Source organism: Bacillus sp. Marseille-Q3570 (assembly GCF_946151055.1).
Lineage (GTDB): Bacteria > Bacillota > Bacilli > Bacillales > Fictibacillaceae > Pseudalkalibacillus.
The window spans coordinates 20803-43049 of the sequence record NZ_CAMGYZ010000004.1; the positions used below are offsets into that span (position 1 = coordinate 20803).

General features: G+C 42.0%; 17 protein-coding genes. 3 read left to right on the forward strand and 14 right to left on the reverse strand.

Going from position 1 to position 22247, the window contains the following annotated elements; translation table 11 throughout:
* Positions 1–10 precede the first annotated feature (10 nt).
* On the forward strand, positions 11–223 hold the full coding sequence (locus N8M93_RS08075) for a hypothetical protein (protein ID WP_261130827.1): 213 nt from the start codon (positions 11–13) through the stop codon (positions 221–223).
* A 238-nt stretch (positions 224–461) separates the two neighbouring features.
* Positions 462–590 carry a DUF4282 domain-containing protein gene (locus tag N8M93_RS22880; protein ID WP_396125449.1) on the forward strand — a complete coding sequence of 43 codons (129 nt, stop codon included), beginning with the start codon at positions 462–464 and terminating at the stop codon, positions 588–590.
* A 125-nt stretch (positions 591–715) separates the two neighbouring features.
* Here N8M93_RS22880 and N8M93_RS08080 read toward each other — a convergent pair whose 3' ends face one another.
* The 14 genes from N8M93_RS08080 to N8M93_RS08145 form a co-directional block, all read right to left on the reverse strand.
* Positions 716–3748, reverse strand: coding sequence for a S8 family serine peptidase (locus N8M93_RS08080; protein WP_261130828.1), 3033 nt, complete (start codon positions 3746–3748; stop codon positions 716–718).
* 339 nt (positions 3749–4087) lie between these two features.
* Positions 4088–6226, reverse strand: coding sequence for a CDP-glycerol:glycerophosphate glycerophosphotransferase (locus tag N8M93_RS08085; protein ID WP_261130829.1), 2139 nt, complete (start codon positions 6224–6226; stop codon positions 4088–4090).
* Between the two features lie 358 nt (positions 6227–6584).
* On the reverse strand, positions 6585–7430 hold the full coding sequence (locus N8M93_RS08090; RefSeq protein ID WP_261130830.1) for a hypothetical protein: 846 nt from the start codon (positions 7428–7430) through the stop codon (positions 6585–6587).
* A gap of 38 nt (positions 7431–7468) precedes the next feature.
* Positions 7469–8320, reverse strand: coding sequence for an MBL fold metallo-hydrolase (locus N8M93_RS08095; RefSeq protein WP_261130831.1), 852 nt, complete (start codon positions 8318–8320; stop codon positions 7469–7471).
* 18 nt (positions 8321–8338) lie between these two features.
* Entirely contained in the window at positions 8339–9367 is a 1029-nt protein-coding gene (locus N8M93_RS08100) for an iron-containing alcohol dehydrogenase (RefSeq protein WP_261130833.1), read from the reverse strand.
* A 15-nt stretch (positions 9368–9382) separates the two neighbouring features.
* Positions 9383–10825 (reverse strand): ABC transporter substrate-binding protein, encoded by a 1443-nt coding sequence (locus N8M93_RS08105; RefSeq protein ID WP_261130835.1) that lies wholly within the window; start codon positions 10823–10825, stop codon positions 9383–9385.
* A gap of 94 nt (positions 10826–10919) precedes the next feature.
* Positions 10920–11747, reverse strand: a complete 828-nt coding sequence (locus N8M93_RS08110) for a carbohydrate ABC transporter permease (protein ID WP_261130837.1) — start codon at positions 11745–11747, stop codon at positions 10920–10922.
* Positions 11744–12721, reverse strand: a complete 978-nt coding sequence (locus tag N8M93_RS08115; protein WP_261130839.1) for a carbohydrate ABC transporter permease — start codon at positions 12719–12721, stop codon at positions 11744–11746. Before N8M93_RS08115 ends, N8M93_RS08110 begins: the two co-directional genes overlap by 4 nt.
* Before the next feature lie 37 nt (positions 12722–12758).
* Complete coding sequence (dgoD, locus tag N8M93_RS08120; protein WP_261130841.1) at positions 12759–13919, reverse strand: galactonate dehydratase; 1161 nt, start codon at positions 13917–13919, stop codon at positions 12759–12761.
* A gap of 37 nt (positions 13920–13956) precedes the next feature.
* Positions 13957–14613 (reverse strand): bifunctional 4-hydroxy-2-oxoglutarate aldolase/2-dehydro-3-deoxy-phosphogluconate aldolase, encoded by a 657-nt coding sequence (locus tag N8M93_RS08125; protein ID WP_261130843.1) that lies wholly within the window; start codon positions 14611–14613, stop codon positions 13957–13959.
* 331 nt (positions 14614–14944) lie between these two features.
* Entirely contained in the window at positions 14945–15706 is a 762-nt protein-coding gene (locus N8M93_RS08130; protein WP_261130845.1) for an IclR family transcriptional regulator, read from the reverse strand.
* Positions 15707–16088: 382 nt separating this feature from the next.
* Positions 16089–18029, reverse strand: coding sequence for a hypothetical protein (locus N8M93_RS08135; protein WP_261130848.1), 1941 nt, complete (start codon positions 18027–18029; stop codon positions 16089–16091).
* A 33-nt stretch (positions 18030–18062) separates the two neighbouring features.
* Positions 18063–20207, reverse strand: coding sequence for a DUF4185 domain-containing protein (locus N8M93_RS08140; protein WP_261130850.1), 2145 nt, complete (start codon positions 20205–20207; stop codon positions 18063–18065).
* A gap of 165 nt (positions 20208–20372) precedes the next feature.
* The gene (locus N8M93_RS08145; protein ID WP_261130852.1) at positions 20373–21455 is read right to left on the reverse strand and encodes a glycoside hydrolase family 172 protein; all 1083 of its coding nucleotides are present in this window, start codon (positions 21453–21455) and stop codon (positions 20373–20375) included.
* A 111-nt stretch (positions 21456–21566) separates the two neighbouring features.
* Here N8M93_RS08145 and N8M93_RS08150 point away from each other — a divergent pair, with 111 nt between their 5' ends.
* Positions 21567–22238 carry a YesL family protein gene (locus tag N8M93_RS08150; protein ID WP_261130856.1) on the forward strand — a complete coding sequence of 224 codons (672 nt, stop codon included), beginning with the start codon at positions 21567–21569 and terminating at the stop codon, positions 22236–22238.
* The last annotated feature ends 9 nt before the right edge of the window (positions 22239–22247 follow it).

The following is a 22247-nucleotide window of genomic DNA, read 5'->3' on the forward strand; positions in this document are numbered from 1 at the left end:
GGAAATATTGTTGAAAAAGAAACTATCTTTTTTATTGATTGGTACAAGCCTTTTTGCAATTCTATTAATTATGGACGATTCCAGTATAAATTTAACTGAAAAGGATACAATTGTTCCTGACTCTATCAATTATGAATTAGCTGAAAAAGATACAATCGTACCAAATTCAATAAAATACAATGCTTCAAGAGAAGAGATTGTACCCGACTCACTAAATGCATAAGATTTCTTTCATTTTAAGTAGAAAACGATCGTCGTTTTCTACTTTTTGTTTAGAGCTATGGCTCATTTGAAAAGAGGCAGGAGTTACATGTAAAATGTTACAATATATAACAAATTTTTATTGTTTGGAATATAATAGAACGGTAAAATAATACGGGTAGTAATTTACTATATAGAGATGAGGAAAGCTGATATGGGAGACCTACTCAATTTCAACAAAATGATTATACGGTGGTGGGATGCTAGTTATCTCTGGTTTAGTTTTAATTATCGTTGGTCCATTAGTTACTCGTATCTATTGTGAGTTATTGATTGTTCTTTTCAAAATGCAAGAGTCCTTACATAAGATCGATCAAAAGATTAACTAACACATACATACTGTATCTATCAGAGGATTCCATGTAGACATTTGTTAATAATGGTAACAATAAAAAAGAAACCAGACGTTGATATCCAGTCTGGTTTCTTTTTTATTTCTTTATTCAACTTATCGTTAATTTCCTCTTCCAGGTTTGCCTGGCTTGCCTGGTTTTCCTGGATTTTTGTTTCCTTTGAATTCAAGGATTTCATATGGTGTTTCTTCAGCCCCTGAGTTGTTGATGACTAAGGCTTTTGCGTTACGATCATTCAATGTTACTTTTACTTCTTCCGTTTTTCTTGCAGGTACACTTAAACTGTTGCTCTCAAAACTTATAGTCGGTTCTTCTGGATTATATGAGATCCAGCCTGATTCATTTGCGTCTGGCAGTTCAGAATCTTGCCCCCAAGCGATAACCTGATAATTGAATCCACCATCTTCACCAGCTACTGTTTCTGTAGTAACAGGGATCCCCATATATCCATTGTTCCAAGAACCTCCGAGACCCACATAATATTCTAGAGTCAACCCTCCGGTTGCAACATTATAAAGGGCTGAAACTTGTCTGCCAATTGGGTCTACTCCGCTTAATGTACCTAAGTCACCGTTCAGAACAATATACTCTGGAGCTCCGTCCCCATTGTTATCAATATAGACGTTGAACTCTACTAGATTAGGAGTATCCCATGCTTCTTCAGTGGTGACAACAAATTCTGTCACTCCATCACTTGTTCGTGCACCGACCGCCCTTAAATCATAATAATTTTCAAAGCTAGCTTCTGTACGATCTAAGTCACCAAGTTCAAAGAGATCCGTTTCCGAATCAGTTTCCCCTTTATTGATTAATTTAATCGCTTCTTTAGCAGCTTTAGCATCAACATCACTGACTTTTTCAACGACAGTTTGGTATGGAATTCTAGTGACAGATCCGTTATTATCAGTCAAAATAACGTAACCATCCAGTTCATGAAGTCCATCTTCAGCAGATAGCTCAGCTGAATCGATTGCAAAATCGACCTTAAGCTTTTTACTTTTTCCAGCGTTTATTTTAACTTTCTTCGGAACCTTTACACTTATTGGGCCGGTAGTATCCCCATGTCGATTTTCCCAAGACACACTGAATTCTTTTGCTTTTGTATCTTTGTTTGTAACTGTCAAATCCTTCACTTTTTCTGTAGTGACATTATCACTTACCCCTATATATCCAAGGGAAATAGCTTGCGGATATACTACACTGGTTGCTTCTGCCGCTTCCACTACTTGAACACGTCCTGCACCTTGACGGGACAATGGATAAATTTCATCATCAAGGTTTTGAATAGGAGTAGAGGTATTCATGATAAGTGATTTGATTTCTTCAGTACTCCATTCAGGATGGATCTGTCTTAATAATGCTGCTACTCCAGCAATGTGCGGTGCAGCCATCGAGGTACCACTCATCAATGTTCCAGCATCACCTGTACCAAATGCTGCAGAGCGGATATCGAAACCAGGGGCTGAAACTTCTGGTTTAAAGCTGCCATCTCCTCGACCAGGTCCTTTTGAACTGAAGTCTGCGATTGTATCAGCTAGTTGAGGTTTTGGTATTTTGATTTCATCTGAAAGTGTAAGGTTTACTGTTTCACCAGCACCTTTTATAAGATCACCATTTGCTTTACTTATCATGACACCAGGGATGTCAACTGGATCCCCACCCATCGTGATAGGGGCTCCTTCAGCATTATTTGCTACAACAGCGGCGATTGCTCCATTATCGAGAGCTCTTTGTAATTTTTCACTAAAATTACATTCCCCTCGATCCATCATAGCGATTTTTCCTGCTGGATCCCCAGTCAATTCATCTACATTACAAGCTCGTCCGATATAGACCACATCGTTTGTGATTGGGCCTGTTTCAGATAGAGGCGTGGTGATTGCCCCCTCAACCGCTTCATACTGTCCAGCGATATTTTCTGGAGAATTGATGTCGATTCCACCCACGATAACTCCATCGTCAACAGACGCTGCAACACTGATCGCTTTTTCTGCAACTGCAGGTGAGCCGGTGATGTAAGGTACATCCCCAGAGTTACCTGCCGAAGCGACAACTATAATTCCAGCATCTACTGCTAGATTCGTAGCAACTGCAGTTGGGTCGTTAGGATGACCGTATGGAGAACCAAGTGACATGTTCACAACATCGACATGATCAGAAACATCTCCATCACCATTAGGGTCCATTGCCATTTCTAGTGCTTGGGTGGTAACACCAGTGGATCCTGATTTTCCAAAGACCTTGTATGCATAAAGTAGTGCATCCGGTGCTACACCTTTTCCTACTTTATCTGCAACCTCTTGTCCGGCCACTGTTGCCGCAACATGGGATCCGTGGCCTTGTTCATCCAATGGATCTGAGTCCGGTTTAGGTATACGTCTATCCGGATTATCTTCATCAGATGCGTCATAATCTGTTCCTACGAAATCATAACCGCCGACTACTTTTGCAGTCGGGAACGTTCCTTCTTCAATAATATCCGGGTTATTGGATTCATAGGCTTCAACTGTTCCTTCTCCACCGAAAGCTGCGTGTGTATAATCGATACCTGTGTCGATGACAGCTACAGTAATGCCTTCACCGGTTACATTGACGCCATCCTCAACCTTTTCCCAAACTTGGGGGGCACCGATGAAATCCACACTGCTATCATTGTGTAATTCCACAGGGTTTACTGGATAAATCGCCTTTACTTCGCTAAGCTCTGCAAGATCTGTCAATGTACTTCTCTTTGCTTGAATAAAAAGACCGTTGTAGACCTTTTCATAGCTAGTGATGACTTTTCCTTTGTCCTTCAATACTTTATCTTTTGCGCGATTTTTATCATGCTTTAATTTGTTTGCATGTGCTTTTTGTGCGTTCTTACTCAGTTTTTTGCCTTTCTTCTTTTCCTCTGTGTATTCCTTCATAACTGGGTTTCCTTCAAACTGAACAATAACCTCTACCACTTCATCCATGTTGGCTCCACGTGGTATTACATTCGGTGCAATTTTACCGTCAGTGTCTGGAACCGTCACTTTGGTGTAGTTATCCGTAGTTGCATCAGCTGGCAATGTTGCCGTTCCCATGAGTAGCCCCATGGCTAACGTAAGCATACCAACTTTCTTCAATCCCCTCTTAAGTCCAAACTTCATCCTCATTCTCCCTTCAAGTTTTGTTTTTACAATAAATAGCCTTATGTACTTATTTATTGCAAAATTTCCATACAAAACCTTTAATTCAACATAACTCCAGAAGACTCCTGTAAGACTTACAAAAGTTTTCAAAATATGATAAAAGTACCTTTATTTCAACAAAATAAGTGGATGGCGTGCCTGGCACCATTTAGCAAGCGTTGGGCGACAAAGGATTGTGAATGGTGCCAGGCACCGTTCGGAATTCCTTGGTATGAGCGGGTTTTTAATCGGTGCCTGGTACAAAGATCAACTAAAAAAGACCAGCCCTCTCTAGGACCGGTCTTCAATGAAATTTTGTCATTTAAGTGGAAAGACTTCCTTGACGACTTTTTCAGAGGCTTTGCCGTCATCCCATGAACAGAATTTCTCGTAGAAGCGATCATATTTTTCTTTGTATCGATTCTCGGTTTCTTCTATGTTTTCAATCGTTGAGATTACTTCATCCGTTGTTTTCAACAGAGGACCGGGCACATCTTCTTCAATGTCGATATAGAATCCACGTAATGTATCACGATAGCTTTCCAGATCATACGTGTAGAAGAGAATCGGTCGACGCAGGTTGGCGTAATCGAAGAACACGGAAGAGTAATCCGTGATCAGGATATCTGAGACCAGATAAAGCTCTGCGATATCGTCATAGTTTGATAGATCGAATGCGAATCCTTCAAATTCTGAAATATCCAGTTGATTGGCGATGAAATAGTGCATCCTCAATAGAACGACATACTCGTCACCGAGCCGCTCCTTCATTTTTTGAAGGTCCAATTGCAGGGTGAATCTGTATTTACCAGCCTCGAAGAAGTCGTTGTCCCGCCAAGTCGGCGCATAAAGGACGACCTTTTTATCAACTGGTATATTCAGCTTTCGTTTAAGCTCGTTGATCGTCGCTTCATCATTCCCTGTATAAAGGACGTCGTTTCTCGGGTATCCATATTCAAGCATAGCTTGATCGTATTTAAAAGCACTGCCGAAAATCTCGGTTGAATATCGGTTCGGAGAGATGAGGTAATCCCATCGCCTTGATTGCATGTACACATCTCGTTTGTAGTTCGGATTAGCCGAATGGATGTCCTTCATGTCGAACACTAGCTTTTTTAGCGGAGTACCATGCCAGAGATAGACGTTCCCTTCCCTTTTATCGAAGCGCTTCGGAATCCTCGAATTGCTTACCCAATATTTTGCAGTACCCATGTAATAATAATATTTCAAGCTGAATCGCTTGATTTGCTTTGGGTTTCCGGGGATGTCCTTCCCAGGCTCTTTAAAAATCCAGATGAAATTATAATCCGGATGATTTTTCAGCATATATTCATAGATATATTTCGGGTTATCAGAATAGTTTTTCCCTAAGAAGCTTTCAAACAAGACGGTCTTTTCTTTTAATGGTAGCTTCGTAAATACGGAGCGATATAATTGTGTGTAAAGTTTGGTTCTACCACTTATAGCATATTTCACTTTTCTTAATCGTTGATGCCATCGATCTACCGACTCGAATTTCTTCCGATCATTCCTCACTAAGGGATTCAGTTCTCTACGGACGATGATGCTTTTCTTATATAATATCTGTCGGTCCAGTTTTACTGCGAATGAGATCAAATCTCGATAAATCACATCGATGTTTCTTTCATCTTTTAAAAACGTCACGATCGTTTTTCGATAAAAATTGATCATATGGTTGTCTATGAATTGAGCAGCTTCATTATTGTCTCTGTAGTCGTCTTTCAATTGTTTGTAGATGGTTATGAAGTCCTTGATCCTTTTCTCTGCATCCAATTGCATGAGGGCTGGATTCGTGATCGGATCATTTCTTTTCCTTTTAAAGTAATAAGCGTTTTTAACATAAGGAATCTCTTCAGATTCTACTAATAGCGGCAGTATGAAAGAAAGGTCAGCATAGCAATCAACATCCTCAGAAAAACTGATGTTCCTTTCCTTTATCAAGTCGCGTGAGATAAGTATATGTAAGGCGGATCGGTTCTTAAATGCCTTTTGGATATTTTGCTGGTGAAGATGGACGTCTGGATCTACTTCAGCATCGAGTGCTACAGCCGTTTCTTCATTTTCATGGCTAAGAGTCGTCCTGACTTGTTTTCCAGTAACCATTTTATGATCTGTGATGTTTTTCATTAGGAGCTGGATCGTGCTCTCGCCAAGATAGTCGTCGCTATCCATAAAATATATGTAAGCACCGGTTGCTTTTTCTAACCCGAGATTCCGTGCTGCACCGACACCCTTGCGTTCGTTCTGATGAAAAACTTTTATTCTAGCATCGATCGTCGCCAGTCCATTGATTTTATTCGTACAAGACGGACCAGAACCATCATTGATTAAAAGAAGTTCGAAATTCTCGTATTTCTGATTGATTATAGAATAAATACATTCATCTAAAAATTCTTCAGTATTGTATATAGGGATAATGATAGATACCTTTTTCATATTATTCCACCTTTTTGAAATTACTAGATGTAAAACCCTACTATATTAGACGAAAAATAACAGAAAAAGGTTCATTTATTTAGCATTTTTGTAAAAAAATACTAAATTATTTTATATTAAAAACATCTAGATTGATGAAAAAGGAAGAAATATAGTAATTGACGGTGCCTGGTACATTTTGAAAAGCGTTGGGGGACAAGGGATTGAAAATGGTGCCAGGCACACTTTGAAAACCCTTGTGCCCCAAGAGTTCCCATTCGGTGCCAGGCACCTTCTGAGATCCGTTGGGGCACAAGGGTTGAATTGTCGTGCCTGGCACTGAAGATTAGCACCGAAGAATGGCATCGAAGAGTGATTATTATTTAAAATACATGCTAGTTTGCAAGTAAGGGGTCGGATTAAAACCCTTATACCGTTCTGCCATACCGGTTATCATTTCCTTCGTCCATCTAGGATCGCCTGGCGGTGGGAATCCTATCAATTCCAATTGTCGAGGGTTTGCTTCAACGATGAAACGTTCCATCGCTTTCATAGACACGCCTGTCTTGTAAGAGAAATACCGCGCTCCATCCCATGGCCTGTCCTTGCGTGAAAATCCAACCCATGCAACAGGCCTGTGACCCGACTTTGTGAAAGATGACGCTGCATGGCGTGTGAAAATCGTATAAATACAGACCGAGCCACCTGGGACAATCATTGGTTCCGCCTCAGAATCAGGTCGGCCGTTCGGTGTCATCATAATAGGCGCCATTCCTGAATCAACATCATCAAAACAATAGAAAAACAGAATATTCATAAAGTCATCTTCTTGGAGTTTTGGACCCAGCGTATTATTTCCATAATCCATATGAAAAGCCCCTGGGGGAGTACCCAATTGTTGGGGACTCTCCTGGTAATATTTCATACCCAGATGCGCTTCTGAAAGTCGGATTTCCCGAGTACCCATGATCCGCTCAGCTGCATCTATCATATCCGGATGTGTGCAAACATGGTTTAAAGCGCTGTCATCCCAGGGAAAAACACGCTTGGCCGTATTTAGATCCAATTCCTCATAGTCACCCGTGATATATTCTTCATAAGGTGGTGCGTATTCTTTATAAAATCCATTCAATGTCTCCTGGCGTTCTTTCTCAGTCAAAAAGTTTTCAATGATTACAAAACCATTTTGTTTCAGTGTGTCGATTTGTTCATCTGTAATCCTCATTACGGAAATCACTCCATATTTCGTTTTTTGCTAACCTTCTAATACTCCTTCAGATACAGCATCCTTTCCCCTGGAATCATCATTTTGAATTTTTGGTTCCGGTAATGTTTAAAGAGATAATCGACAAAGTAACTTGGATTTTCAAAATTCTCATCCATCAAATCGTAATGACATGGAAGCATCAGATCGACATTGATTTCTACTGAAAATTCTATTGCCTCCCGATAATTCATGTTCCCGACGATCCCTTTATCTGTACGGAAATAGTCTCTTCCATTAATCGGCAAATACGCCACATCAATCTCATACTTCTTCACTTCTTTGATCAGTTCAGGATGAATGATCGTATCGCCTGCATGATAAAAACAGATACCATCTAGCTCCACTATATAACCAAGATAATAGTGGTTCCCTTCTGAGTCCAATGCAAATTCTTCATGTTTTCCCGGCAAAGCAATGATTTTCATCTCATCTAAGACCTGTGTTTTACCACCGTTCATCGGAACGATCCGTGAGCGGTTGATGCCAAGCCTTTCAACGTACTTTAAATGTGCTCTTGGAATGACAAACTTTGCTTTCGGTGAAGATTCACTTATTGGTACTAATGTGTTAGGGTCCAAATGATCGAGATGATGGTGGGTAATGAACACATAATCAGCATTCTTAACTTCTTCAGGTATAAGTGGAGAGTCGAAATTCCTTGAAAATCCTCCTGATTCTTCAATCGAATTACTGAAATACGGATCAAAATATAGGATACGATCACTTGTCCCTTTTATCACTGCACTTTCTTGACCTAAATGCCAGATGCCAAGAGCCTCTGATGGCACCTTCGTTTGATTGATTTGTCCATGTAAAGATTCCCCTTTACGATATACAGAATGTTTCATTTCACTCCTCCGGTTTTTCTACCCCTGATTGTAAATATAGTCTTTCAATCTATGAAATACACCCGGGTCCCATTCGATCAGTTCAAATACGGTATGGAAGTGACGGATTTTTCGATTATAGTCTTCAATCGTCAATAGCGTGGTTTTTATCTCTTCCCATAAAACGCCAAGTTCATCAGGATGATAGATCACCTTTGCATCATCTAATGCTTTCCTTAACGTCTGATATTTGCTATCAGGGAGGAAGGAAGATTGTAGGAAGGAAGAAATGACCACACCTAATGAAACGATCTCACCGTGTATCAATGGTTTCCCCGTAATACGTTCCAAATTCCAGGCAAATAGATGCTCTGAACCAGCACTGATGGGCATCCTCACATTATCCATATACAACTCAGCAGAAAGTTGGGTATTTTCCATTAATATCTTGATCCCTTTATCTGTCACGTCGCCTATTTCGGAGACATTCCCTATGGTGGAATCCATCATTTCAAGGATTTTTTCTCCAATCTCTTCAACCACCATTGGTCCTACTCCCTTTTCCTGCATGATCCGCCAATCATTCAGTGTGGTCTGCATATACAATAAATCTCCAAATCCAGCCCGGTTCAATCGTTTGTCTGCTAAACCGATCAGTTCGTAATCAATCATGATCCTTTTCGGATATCCATCCACTTTGAATCCGAATGGTCCACCATTTTTCTGTATTGAGATAAAATCAGTAAATGGTGCATTCGATGATGTGATGGAAGGGATTAAGAAAGGAACCTGATTGTTAAGGTAGGCAAAATATTTCGTTGCATCTAAAACAGTGCCTCCACCCAACCCGACAAACTCCAAACCTTTTGAGATATTTTGATGAATTTCATCCAATTCAGCTTTGTCGAGTGTACGAATCATAATGACATCGTATGGTGGATGGTCCTGGAAATAACCCTTGCATAACTGCCAGGCATCATGATTCGTGACTAAAAGATAATCATCCAAGTGAGCTAATTCTTTTGGTACAATCGAGTTTCCGTACAAAGTCTCTAAATGTTCGACCATTTCTCATCACCCTGATCATTTCTTCTTAAGTTCCTCATAATCTTCTTCGGTATATGATTGGTTAGGATCCCAATTCGAGAATATATAATCTTCTTTCGTCACTTTGTCGTTCGACTTGATCGCTTTTTCCAACGCCTTATTAGCGTCATCGCTTAATTTTTGCAATGTACCTTCCAAATCTTTGACCTGACCTGCCAAATAACCGAGGAATATATCTCCTGTACTGGTACGTGGCGTGAGCTCCTGATATTTTAATGCTACCTCTTCCACGGCAGGATTCCGGTTCTCTGGATTTGGAACGAGAATGTTTGTATCATTCATGATCTGTTGTATGTCTTTGTATTGAGGAAACCCTACTTCTCCATCTTCAGCTATTTTTGCCGAAGCCAGGGATCCTGATTTGTCGATCTCATCATATATATGTTCTCTTAAATAAGTCAGGAAAGCTTTGACTTCTTCCCAATGCTTTGTGTTCTTAGCGACCATGATGGATTCTGTTGCTCCTCCTCCATATGGTCTCATTGCTACAGTTCCCGTTTCCTTCGTAGGTAGTCGCGCCACACCCCAATTTTCAAACTGAAATTGCTCTTGCAGTATGCCACCCAGCCAGTTCCCGTTAATGATAAAAGCACTTTGCCCAGAGGCGAATAGGGCTTGAGCTGATGCAGATGTTGATTCTAGACTTTGGGGACTGATCACATTATTATCCAATAGTTCTTTGAAAAATTGGATTGTTTCTATATTTCCTTCAGTAGCGAAGTTGAAGTTCCCTGTCGCATAATCCATGCCGCTGTCAGGTGAAATCGGGAAAGCCATCTGTGAAATGAAGCTACTGTTCAGCCAAGCTGATTTAGCACCCAGAACCATGCCATAGATCTTACCATCTGATTTTTCATGAATCTCTTTCCCCACTTCCAGCAAATCATCCCAGGTCATCGGAAAATCCACCTCTACATCCAGGTCATCCAAAACATCTTTGTTGTAATACAGCATCGTTGTGCCATGAAGTCCCGAAGATAGTGGAAATGCATAGATTTTACCTTCAGCTGTAATATTACTTCCTTTATAAAAGACACCTTCTACATACTCATCTACAACCTCTTGAGGAAACAGGCTATCCAGGCTTTTCAACCGATCAATTTCCACTAGCTGGGTAACAGTTGTGGTAGGTGGCCTGACAAACATGTCCGGCAGTTCGTTGTTGGATATCGCTGCTTGATATTGCGGCTGTGCTGACTCGACGCTGAGGTTTTGCAATTCAACGTTGATGTTCGGGTTCTCTTCTTCAAAAGATTCAATCAGCTTTGTCAGATATGTTTCCGCGCCATTCACTCGATTCCAGAGCTTTAACGTCACCTCCCCATTTTCAGATGCAGTTTCATCCCCACTTTTGCAACCTGTCAAAAATACTCCAGAAATCATCGCAATGACCAGAAATACTCCTAAGACTTTTTTCATTAGAATGACCTCCTACATTCCATCATATTTTTAATTATTTTAATTTTCAGACATTTAAAAAGATACATGTTCATTCAACGGATCGCTTGATGAATTACTTGACAGCCCCTGAGATGCCTTCAATGAAATAGCGCTGCATGAAAATGAAAACGAGGATGACCGGTAGTAATGAAATGGACGCACCTGCCGCCATCCCTGTCCAATCTGTCTGATACTCTCCTACAAATGTAAGCATCCCTACTGCCAGTGTCCTTAATCCCGGTTGATTCATCGTAAGGACAAGTGGAACGAGGAAAGAGCTCCAAGTCCAAATGAATTGCATGATTGCAGCTGTTGCGATTACCGGTTTTGCTGTAGGTAGGATGACTTGCCAAAACGTCCTTACAAATCCGCATCCATCCATATGAGCTGACTCTTCCATCTCTTTTGGAACCTTAGAAAAAAATGCAGCGAATAGAAGGATGAATAAAACGTGTGCTCCAGCTGATTCTGCTACAATGATACCTAGTAACGAATCAGTCAACCCCATTTGGTCCATCATTTGATAGAGAGGGATGATCGTGTACCCTTTCGGGATAAATACAGTAGCTGCCACACAGGCGATGATCGCTTTACGCCCCGGGAAGGCAACACGGCCTAAGGCATAACCAGTCAAACAACTTAAAATGACAACGATGATGACGACAGCCAATGTCGTAATTACGGAATTGATGAAATAATCAGCAAAATTAGCCGCCTCCCAAGCACGGATATAATTTTCCCATAAGATTTCCTTTGGTAATGGATTCACTCCTGAAATGATGAATTCTTGGTTGGATTTAAGTGAAGAAGAGACCATCCAAATAAATGGATACACCCAAATGATACCGACTCCGATTAAAAAGATATGGATGACCAAACGCATGACTTTTTCGGATTTCATAGGTTCCCAGCTCCCTTCAAACGTTTCCCCTTTGTTTTATTGGCTCTGGCTACTAACCATGCGAACACCAAAGTGACGAGGAACACGAATATCCCGAGTATGACACCTGCTGCTGAAGCGAATCCGACACGTGCGCTTCCTAACTCAGAACCGAAGGCAAACCGATAAATGAACAGTTCGAGCGTGTCGGTTGCATAATAAGGCCCGCCATTGGTCAACGTTTTGACAAGGTCGAATACATGCATACTACTCACGACTGTAAGGAAAAGGATTGTAGCCCCTATCGGCTTGAGAAGCGGCAGGGTAATGTATCGAAGTGTTTTCCAGGGACCTGCGCCATCAATTTTCGCAGCTTCATAAAGCTCATACGGAATCATCTGTAACCCAGTCAACCAATAGATCATCGTAATACCGATAGACTTCCATGACCCGACAAGAATCAAGATGATCATGGCAAGGAGAGAGTCCGTCAGCCATGGAATGAATTTGTTGATAAACCCAATGTTCAATAAAACGGTGTTGACAAAGCCTTGCGCACCGAAAATATTAGCCATGATGATACCGACAATGGAGGTGGTGGTTACAACCGGTAAAAAGTAAACAGTTCTGTAGAAGCCTTTGCCTTTAAGCCTGGGCATGTTAAGGATCAACGCCAGAACCAAAGCTGCTGATACTGAAATGATTGTGAAAAAGAAGGTATAGATGAGGGTGTTACGAAAGGCCCGATAAAACTCTGCACTTTTCAGCAACTCCATATAATTTGCAAGTCCGATGAATTCGTCCAAGGGACCGATTCCTGTCCAATTGTAAAACGAATAGACATAACTCATGATGATCGGATATATAGAAAGACTGAAGAATACAATGACCTGAGGCAAAATAAATAGATAAGCCCACATATATCGGCTTCTTGTTTGTGTATTCACCTTTCTCTTCCATTTAATGGTTACATCCTTTCTTGCTTCTGTTTGCACTTGACCCCCTCCTTGATAATCTCACAGGTAATCGAATCTACCATTCTGCTAATGTTCCATCATTATTTCGCCAAATATCGTCTCGTAAATCCCAACTATGATCCCTGCCTCTTACCAGGTCTTCATTGATTGAAATCCCCAATCCCATTCCTTTCGGCGGATAGAGGAATCCGTCTTTTATTTCCAATTCCGTAGAGTCCACTAAATAATCGTACATCTCCCCCTGTTCTAATCCGTTATGGCCGGTATTATAGTGGATTCCAAGGCTTTGTTCTTGCATGACTACATTGGACACACACATATCAATTTGTAGAGAAGCTGCCAGCGAAATTGGTCCGTTCGGACAATGGGGTGCTAAGAGGACATCATATGCTTCTGCCATTCTTGCCAGTTTCTCCATTTCATAGATTCCGGTAAATGAGACATCTGGTTGTATAATGTCAACTATCCTCGACTCGAAAACCTGCTTGAAATCCCATCGATTATACAAACGTTCACCCGTTGCAATCGGTGTACTCGTTTCACGGAGGATGGACGGCAAAGCATCATTATGTTCACTTAATAACGGTTCTTCAATCCACATCAGATGGTAGGGTTCCAACTCATTGATGAGCACTTTTGCCATAGCTCTATGTACACGACCGTGAAAGTCCACAGCAATTCCGAGATCACTACCGAATTCCTCACGGATCGAAGCGACTCTTTCAACAACGGATTCGATTTTGGAAAATGAATCGATAAAATGCAGTTCTTCTGTCGCATTCATTTTTATGGCTGTAAACCCTTGCATTACTCGCCGCCGGGCATGTTCAACAATGTTGGCAGGTCGATCTCCTCCCACCCACGCATATGCCCGTACCTTTTCTCGGACTTCGCCTCCAAAAAATTCATAAACCGGCATCCCATAATATTTTCCTTTTATATCCCATAAGGAATGTTCAATTCCAGCCAGAGCCGTCATCAATATCGGACCGCCTCTGAAAAAGCCTCCCCTGTATAGTCGTTGCCATATGTCCTCTATTTTTCTAGGGTCTTCACCCTTTATCAATTTTGCTAAATCCCGTATAGCTCCAATTACAGCATTCACCCTTTTAGGGACAATACTTTCTCCCCATCCAACAAATCCGTCATCTGTTTCCACACGGATAAATATCCATCGCGGTGGTACACAGAAAGTTTGTATTTCAGCAATTTTCATCTTTATTCACCTCAAAATTCCCTTCGTATAAGTCTATCTAAGTCAATACTTTTTTCCGGTTAGTTGAAGCCGCAATGAATTCACTAGCTCTTTTCTGTAACAAGTCCCATCTTTTGAATCTGACCAAATCCTTCCCCAACAATTGGACCCCGATCCCGATCGCACATGCCCCAGCATTGAATAGGTCCTCGACCATTTCTAAGCAGATACCACCACTTGGCATAAAGTCAATACTGTCAAGGGGGCCTTTGAGCTGGGTGATGAATCCTGCTCCGAGGTGGTTAATGGGGAAAACCTTTATGATATCACCTCCGTTTCTGTAGGCAACCTCTATTTCTGTCGGGGTCATCGCCCCAGGTATCGATATCAATCCTAGTTCCTTCGTTTTTCTGATCACTTCCACATTTACATTTGGAGATATGATGTAGGTGGCTCCTGCATTCGCAGCCTCCTCAACTTGTTGAGGAGTCATTACAGTCCCTGCACCGATCAGCACTTCTTTTCCAAATTCTGAATGGAGCATCTCGATGGATTCAATGGTTCCGGGTGAGTTACTCGTCACCTCGAACAAACGGACACCGGCATCAAACAATACCCTTGAAACTTCTAAGCATTCAGCTGGTTGAAGCCCTCTATAGATCATGACAATGCGGTGCTCTTTTATTGCTTGTAAGATCCCTTCTAAATCATGCATAGAACCGTCTCCTCTTTCTTCAATATTGTTATTTCACAGGATGTGTAAACGTTTACACATTGTAACTAAAAAAATGAGAATGCCATTCACCCTCTGTACTCCTTCGATTAATAGTTCCATATTTGGAACTATGTTCTCTATATAGATTTTCTATCATTATAGATGAGCCGACTTTACGTGTCAACAACTTTTTTAAATATTTAGACAATTAAAGTGGAATTGCGATAAAATTCGAAATGATAGCGATTAAGTTATACATACTTGTTGGCACTGTACTTTAAATAAAATCCCTTGCTCGTTTATGTGAACATAAAATCCTCCACATTAACGATCAAGGGACATATCCCAGACATATCGATATTTTTTCAGAGATTTCCTTCACTTCCTCGATCAGACCTTCTGCATCCTCCAAAGAGAAACGGAAGGATGGACCGGAAACACTGAAAGAGGCAACAACCTTCCCTTTTTCAGAAAAAACAGGAGCAGCGATACAATGAATTCCTTCTCGGTTTTCCATCCGATCGAACCCGTAGCCTAATCTCCTGATGCTTTCCAACTCTTTTTCCATCATGTTTTTGTCGGTGATGGTTTGTGTAGTTTGCTTGGTCAAGCCCACTTCAGAATAGACACGATTACGCAAGTTTTCAGACATATAGGCCAATAGGATTTTACCTGCCCCAGTGGAATGGAGAGGGATGTTCTTTCCGATTTTTGACAATAACCCTACCGATTGAGGACTATCAATTTTATCAGTATAGATTCCATATAAACCGTCAAGTTGGACAAGATGCACTGTTTCTTGGGTTTCTGTCGATAATTCGTGTAAATAAGGACGAGCCACTTCTTTAACATCATTATTATTCATCACAATGGAGGAGATACGCAGAAGCCGATATCCCAATTTATATTTTTTAGTTGAATCATTTCGAATCAAATAACCAGATTCAGTAAGAGCTTGTGCTATTCGATGGACAGTGCTTTTACTCAAACCGGTGTTCTCCGTCAGAGAAGCTATTCCCAATCCGTCTTTATCTGCACGACTTATTGCTTCAATGATTTCTAAAGGTTTTAGAGCAGGGTCTCTTTTATTCACTTTTTCATCACCCGATCATTAAAATTCCATACGCTGAACTATTTACCATATATTATGCCTCTTTTTCCTTTTGTTTTAAAGAGCTTGCTTTTATTAATCTATTAAAACATCGACGAATTCCTGATACACCCATACGTTATAAACAAAACTTATTAAGAGCAGATGGAATCTGGATCTAAGTGTATTGTGATCAATTATCGAGTACATAAACACAATTATTAGCTTGGTAATATTGTAAAAGTGCAAGGAAATCACCTGTTGACCCAAGACTTAGCCTCCTCTTAAACGGACCGGAGGAACTTGGCTAAACCGTTCTACTCTAGCGAATTCCTTGCACATATTGTCCTTTCAATTCAATCCATTCATGAATGGATCAAATCTCTTAACCTTTTAACAGGATTTCAGCCAATGAGGCGGAGGCGGAGCCATTTCCCCAATCAAAAATCGTGAATTCTCCGATTTGATCTGTATCATTTTCGCCGTGATGGCAGTTCTCCATTTCAAATCCATAATCCACTTCACTAAAATGAGGGAAGATCTGTTCATATTTCTCTTTGATCAAAGGGTTTTCAGGACAATACATCAAATAGAACGAAGCCTTCATGGCCCAGATCCCCCTCTGTTTGTATTCGGCATTTCCCGTTAAGCGGTAGTAATCCAAAAAAGTGAGAGCGAATAAGCTTTGTCTGGCATCATTCCACTCATCATCGGATGTCATCACGCCGAATCCTCCGAAAGCCGGCATCCCAAGATACGGCGGGTCCCAAATAGCTTGATAGAGTGATAGCTCAGCCAGCACCCTCTCCCCTTCACATAGGTACTTTTCATCTTTCGTCACGATATATAGTTCTTTCAACGCTTCTGCGGTCCAATAGATGGAAAAGTTACATTGGTGATACAACCCGCTCCGCTGATCTTTTTCCCCATACTTTTTCCCTTCCCACTGTCTCGAACATGACCAATACAGCTCAAAATCCTCGAAACGTCCTTCAGGAATCACATGCTGACTGACAAATTCCATCCCTTGCTTTGCCGCTTCCAACATTTTTTCGTCTTTCGTCAGGCTGTAATAGCTTGCAAGGAACCAAACATGCATGGACGTTTCCGCACTGTCGTTCAGATAGGAAGAGGGCATATCCGTTTCCTCATGCACCCAACCCGGAAAGCTCCCGTTTTCATGTTGAAGTTCGATCAAACGTTCTGCGTATGGCTTTGTATAGTCCAACAGCCGGTCATCCTGTTCCAGGTCACGATACCACTTCAGCATCCATAAACAGGTCCAAGATGAATCCAACAAATGATAATATTCTTCATGATGGTCTGGCCTGCGGTTAGAATGGCCCCAGGTCCCATTTTCCAAATCAGATTCGGAATCTGCCCAGTAAACAGAAGGAAACAGCCCCCCTTTTTGAGGGGCCCTCAGTGCAAAGTTTTTGGCCAGTTCTGCACGTTGAACCATATCCGGAACGTTCCATCTTTCTCCCCATTGACGGTAACCGTAAGCACTTCGCAAACTGGAAAACCAGGACTGGTTCCATAAACTTTTCTTTTCCCTCCATTGGTCTTCTTGGCCAAAACCAGGAGATTGGACGCCGCGTACGATCAAGACGCAGCCCCCTACTGTTTGACCGTCCAATTCGAATTGCTGCCACACAAGATTTTCCCAATGATGAAATGCCCAGTCATACGTATGTTTTGCATATACCTCTAAGTCTTTCACTGACTCCGCAACCTGGTTGTCAACAATCCGTTCTGGTCGATTCTTATACCCGAATCTCTCCCATAAAAAACTTGTCACTGGTCTGAAATCCCTTTTTCCCTCCACCCCCTGCCATTGGATGAGATGAAAGCGGAACAAGACTTGACCCTTTTCCAATAGAATGGGTTTCTGAACTTTTTTATGGTACACATGCCTTGTTTTTTCATAATGCGACAACCCGTAAAAAAGGGATCGTTCAGGTTCTATATAATCCATTATATGAGGTGCAATCCGCCGACTCTCTAAAAAATCAAGATCAGGGACGAGAGCTAACATATCCTGTCCCTTTTCCAAAATGATAGCGGGCGAGCGAAACACGAAATCACCAATGACCATGCCAGCCTCTGGTGCAAGGTGCGGCTTCCACAGACAGGTGATCCTGGGATCAGCCAGATCCATATCCACCTGAATTTGTGACACTTCAATCGCTGATCTGTTCCATCGTGCTTCGATTTCAACCATTTTTCGATCTTGACAACTTTCCACCTCTCGAACATGCATATCGCAAGCAGTGGGCTGGAACTTGATCCAATTTCCTAACCAGTCTGGTATTTGTGCGTTCATACGTTTCCCCCCTGTAACGCCAGAATATTGGGTTTACTGTTCGATTCTCTCTACAGCAGAAATCGGTGTCAGGTCTGTCAATGATTTCGCTAAAAACAATTCTGCATAATAGCCTGAAGCATTGCCCGGCATCGAAAATCCACCTGTAAAGGTCTCAGAAACTCCAGATGGAATGGCTTTTGTCACACCAGCTACATTGACGATTGAACCGTGTTTGTCATAAAGGGCCACGACAAGGGAGACCGTTTTGGCTTCGCTTGTGTTATTGGTGATCTCGGCGCTGCCCTTTACGAATCCCTTTTTAGGGAGTTTTGTGATCGGATTACCATCCTTATCTGTAAACAGAACATCCTGAAGCGTATATTCCTCCCCTGTGACCTTTACAGTTCGGGTTACCGGAGTCGCCTCGTTCCCATCATAATCCTTTACATCATAAGTCAATGTATAGGTACCGATGATTTGGGTGTTGACCTCACCTGTCACTTCGATCTTGTCTGTCAAATCTCCATCCAGTTCATCAACAGCCGTAGCCCCCGGGTCAGTGAAAGACCCATCTAAAGGCACTTCCATCGTTTCCTCCCCGTTCAAAGCCAGGACAGGCGGATTTGAATCGACTTCAACTAGCAAATAATCATCGATTTGAACCCATGTTTCTCCATTGGCCCACATCCCTGTAAATACTGTAACGAATTCATTTTCTCCCGAATTGAAGCGCACGGTTTGTTTCGTGTACTGATCATTTCTCTCATATTTCGTTTCTTTTATGATCCCTCCATCCTCTCCACGGACCCCGAAATAACCAGCATTGTTATTTTGGGACGTTCGGACGAACCCTGTCAGCTCATATTCCGTGTTTCTCTCGACAGGTACATTTTGGGTAATGGCATTCCAGCCAGAAGAGTTTCGTAACCAGGTATTTTGACTGCCCGCTCTGGATGTTCCATTGTTTTGATCAATTCCACCTTCACCACTCTCCAGATCCCATGGATCATCAATCGTCTCTGAAGTTTGGCTTTCGAATGAAGGGTCTTCGATCAAATTGGGACTGGGTGTACCTGGATTCAATTCGGATTTCATCAAAACGACATTGTAAGGACCCCATTCAGACATGACAAAGTACAAATCTTTTCCGTCATTTGACCACGGGTGGATGAAGCCTCCATATAGTCCTGGAAATTCTTCACCGGTCGCGACTTCGGTTTCAGCAGACCAACCTTCCGTAAGACTCGATGAACTTCTCATGACCATGGCGTAGCGATTTTCATTCAAATACAACATGATCCATTTATCATAATAGGAATTGTATTGGACCGATAGCTCACTGACAGGTGCATCGACCACTGCAACAGCCGCAGACTCATCATTTTTCGTCCAGCCTGAACCATTCCAATATTCATATTCCTCTTTCTCCAGCAGATCTTCTTCATGGACTTTCGCTAAATAGGCATGATCGAACCTGCCTGCCGGAGTTCCGAACATATAGACATATCCATCTTTTTTCACATAGGCTGCTTGTGTGAATTTACTGCCTTCTGGCCATTTGACCCCTGACTTTGTCCATGTTTGTCCTTCATCATCGGAGTATGCAATTTCAGAGAAATTCGTATTCCATCTCCCATTGGCGCCCCAATTCTTGATTTGCATGTAATGGATGAAGTGCTTATCCCCGACGGTTACACCTGCTGTCGGGATGGCAGTAAAATCACCATCTCCGGATGTATCATGCTCGGAATGGATGATCTCTTTTGCATAGTTGTCGTTCCCTTCCTCTGTAATCATGGATGAAAAGCTTAATCCATCCGAAAGATCCTGATCCGATGAAATCGCCAATACATTACCTCTCCAACCATCAGGGTCACCACCACCTCCGAAGCCACCCCAGCCATCATCATATGTATCCCCAAAAGCAAGCATCACTTTTTTTTGGTCAGGGTCTGTGGTCGCATCCCATATAATGCCTAAATCGGTCGCTCTTACTCCATAATTTTCTGGTGTCTGATTCGGGTTAGGAATCGTTTCTCCTTCGAGTGTAACGCCTGTCACTCTAGCGATTTTCTTCGCTTTCGTCGCGACCAGCCCCGTTGAGGTTTGTTCTGATCGGGCTGTTGTCGGAACGGCTATCGTCACAATCAGCATGAATGATAAAACAACAAACGATATCGACTTGATCTTTTTCAAAAGAATCCTCCCCATTCACTTTAATTTTAAAAATATTCAGTCAATTATCCAGATAAAAAGGTCAAGTCAGCCAGGGCTGTCCCATTCTGACTGACTCTCACCTTTCTAACACCTTTGTGAGAAAAAGTGTTGATTTTGGGACAACCCATCAAGATGATTCCTACGTCAAATGACCTCTAAATCATTCTTATCCGGCAACTTTTCATATGGTTGATGTGGTTCGGTTTGATACCAATACGCTACGGAAGAAATATCATCCTGCAATGGAAGGTACCGATGTCCTGATCTCCATCCAAGCGCTTGGATGGTGACTTTCAGCTCTTCTTCAAATCGGATCGGGTCCATCACATGCCAACGGTACATGCCAAATCTTTGTTGTGCCCGATACAGTCCATCCGGTTTGATCACCTGATGCATGCCTAAGTATGGGGTGGAGTATGTCCTATACTCTCCCTTAGGCTGCTCCCAGTTCCAGGCTCCTCCGAAATAATCCTCCGTTCCAGTACCGCAAATGGTCGGGTACTCGTCATCCCCATCCATGTAGAATTTGACTTCACCTTCTCCCCACCAATTGTTGCTGTTGACCTGCCACGCCATATAGGTTCCAACATAGTGGCCTTGCCCTTTGATGCCATCTAGAATGGTGTGGACCTCCTTGTAAGGGAGTGGATTGCTACGGTTCCATTGAGCATGGAAATACGCTGCATCGTCTGGCACATCTGTCAAAGCATAATCCACCTGGTAATAAAGGATCATATTTTCCTCTGCAATATTTTCCACTGTAATCTTGCAATGCTTACGGAATGGCATTTCCCAATAACAGTTCATACCGCCAGCAGGGTTGACTGCAACAGGAAGGGAGTTGACATCACTTCTCTCACACCAACCATTACAGAAAAAGTCTCCCAAGGGCACTTCAACAGAAGGTTCCGTTTCCCCATCCCAATACATGCGAATAATGGATGTACGCCAATGATTAGGGTGGCAAGTCAACCAAATGTGTTGAATCGCTCCAGGCCCTGTTATTTCGGCCATCGTATGAGTGGACTCACCCTGGATTTCAACTGAAGGGGATACTTTCCACCCTTTTCCCAGCTCTCTTGCTGGATGGGCACCTGTCCCTTCTTCCGCCATCGCTCCTTTCCCTTTCTCACCTGTGAAATTTTCAGGGCTTATGGATCTTGTTTTCGCTTTTGATAGTCTTGATAGATTTCCTAATCCCATTCCTAAACCATTGAACAATGTCATTCTCCTCCTTCATTTTGATAAAATGGAATTGTCTTTTCCTCATTGAAACGATAGAATAATAGTGTGTAAACGATTACAGAAATCAAAATCTTTCATTTTGGAGTGGGTTTTATGGAAGCCGGTTGGATCGGTAATTTGTATAGATTTTCGTATTGGCTTACAAAATTCATCTATTTGAATGTCTTATGGATTTTGTCAGCAACACTCGGTCTGTTTGTTCTCGGCTTTTTCCCCGCTACGGCTGCCATGTTCACCGTGACCCGGAAGTGGTTGTCAGAGGAATCCGACATCCCGATATGGAAAACATTTTGGGCTGCTTATAAAAAGGACTTCTTCAGAAGCAATCTTTTCGGGTACATCCTTTGTATGATCGGAGCCATTTTCTATTTGGATTTATCGATCGTACGAGACACTTCCAATCCTTTCTTGCAGCTGACCTATTATCCTTTGCTGGTGGTTATTTTCATTTATTTACTGACATGCCTGTATGTCTTCCCGGTGTTTGTTCATTTTGAATCCAGATTATTGCACATGCTGAGAAATGCGGTATTGATCATGATCATGAACCCTTTGATTTCGATTTTAATGGCCATTGCTGCTTTGGGGATGTATGGTCTTACCTTCTTCATGCCCATTTTCATCCCCCTCATAGGCGGGAGTGGAACCGCATTTATATTGACGTGGTATAGCCATTATGCCTTCCGTAAGATTCAAAAACGGAAAAAACGGGCGAAATCATTGAACACGGGGGCGTACACCGATAAGGAAGCGATGGGACGATAATATCGTGTC

Excerpts from the sequence above, each read along its gene's own strand:
- N8M93_RS22880 (WP_396125449.1), top strand. The coding sequence starts at position 462 with ATGCTAGTTATCTCTGGTTTAGTTTTAATTATCGTTGGTCCATTAGTT.
- N8M93_RS08080 (WP_261130828.1), bottom strand. The coding sequence starts at position 3,748 with ATGAAGTTTGGACTTAAGAGGGGATTGAAGAAAGTTGGTATGCTTACG.
- N8M93_RS08085 (WP_261130829.1), bottom strand. The coding sequence starts at position 6,226 with ATGAAAAAGGTATCTATCATTATCCCTATATACAATACTGAAGAATTT.
- N8M93_RS08090 (WP_261130830.1), bottom strand. The coding sequence starts at position 7,430 with ATGAGGATTACAGATGAACAAATCGACACACTGAAACAAAATGGTTTT.
- N8M93_RS08095 (WP_261130831.1), bottom strand. The coding sequence starts at position 8,320 with ATGAAACATTCTGTATATCGTAAAGGGGAATCTTTACATGGACAAATC.
- N8M93_RS08100 (WP_261130833.1), bottom strand. The coding sequence starts at position 9,367 with ATGGTCGAACATTTAGAGACTTTGTACGGAAACTCGATTGTACCAAAA.
- N8M93_RS08105 (WP_261130835.1), bottom strand. The coding sequence starts at position 10,825 with ATGAAAAAAGTCTTAGGAGTATTTCTGGTCATTGCGATGATTTCTGGA.
- N8M93_RS08110 (WP_261130837.1), bottom strand. The coding sequence starts at position 11,747 with ATGAAATCCGAAAAAGTCATGCGTTTGGTCATCCATATCTTTTTAATC.
- dgoD (WP_261130841.1), bottom strand. The coding sequence starts at position 13,919 with ATGAAAATTGCTGAAATACAAACTTTCTGTGTACCACCGCGATGGATA.
- N8M93_RS08125 (WP_261130843.1), bottom strand. The coding sequence starts at position 14,613 with ATGCATGATTTAGAAGGGATCTTACAAGCAATAAAAGAGCACCGCATT.
- N8M93_RS08135 (WP_261130848.1), bottom strand. The coding sequence starts at position 18,029 with ATGAACGCACAAATACCAGACTGGTTAGGAAATTGGATCAAGTTCCAG.
- N8M93_RS08145 (WP_261130852.1), bottom strand. The coding sequence starts at position 21,455 with ATGACATTGTTCAATGGTTTAGGAATGGGATTAGGAAATCTATCAAGA.
- N8M93_RS08150 (WP_261130856.1), top strand. The coding sequence starts at position 21,567 with ATGGAAGCCGGTTGGATCGGTAATTTGTATAGATTTTCGTATTGGCTT.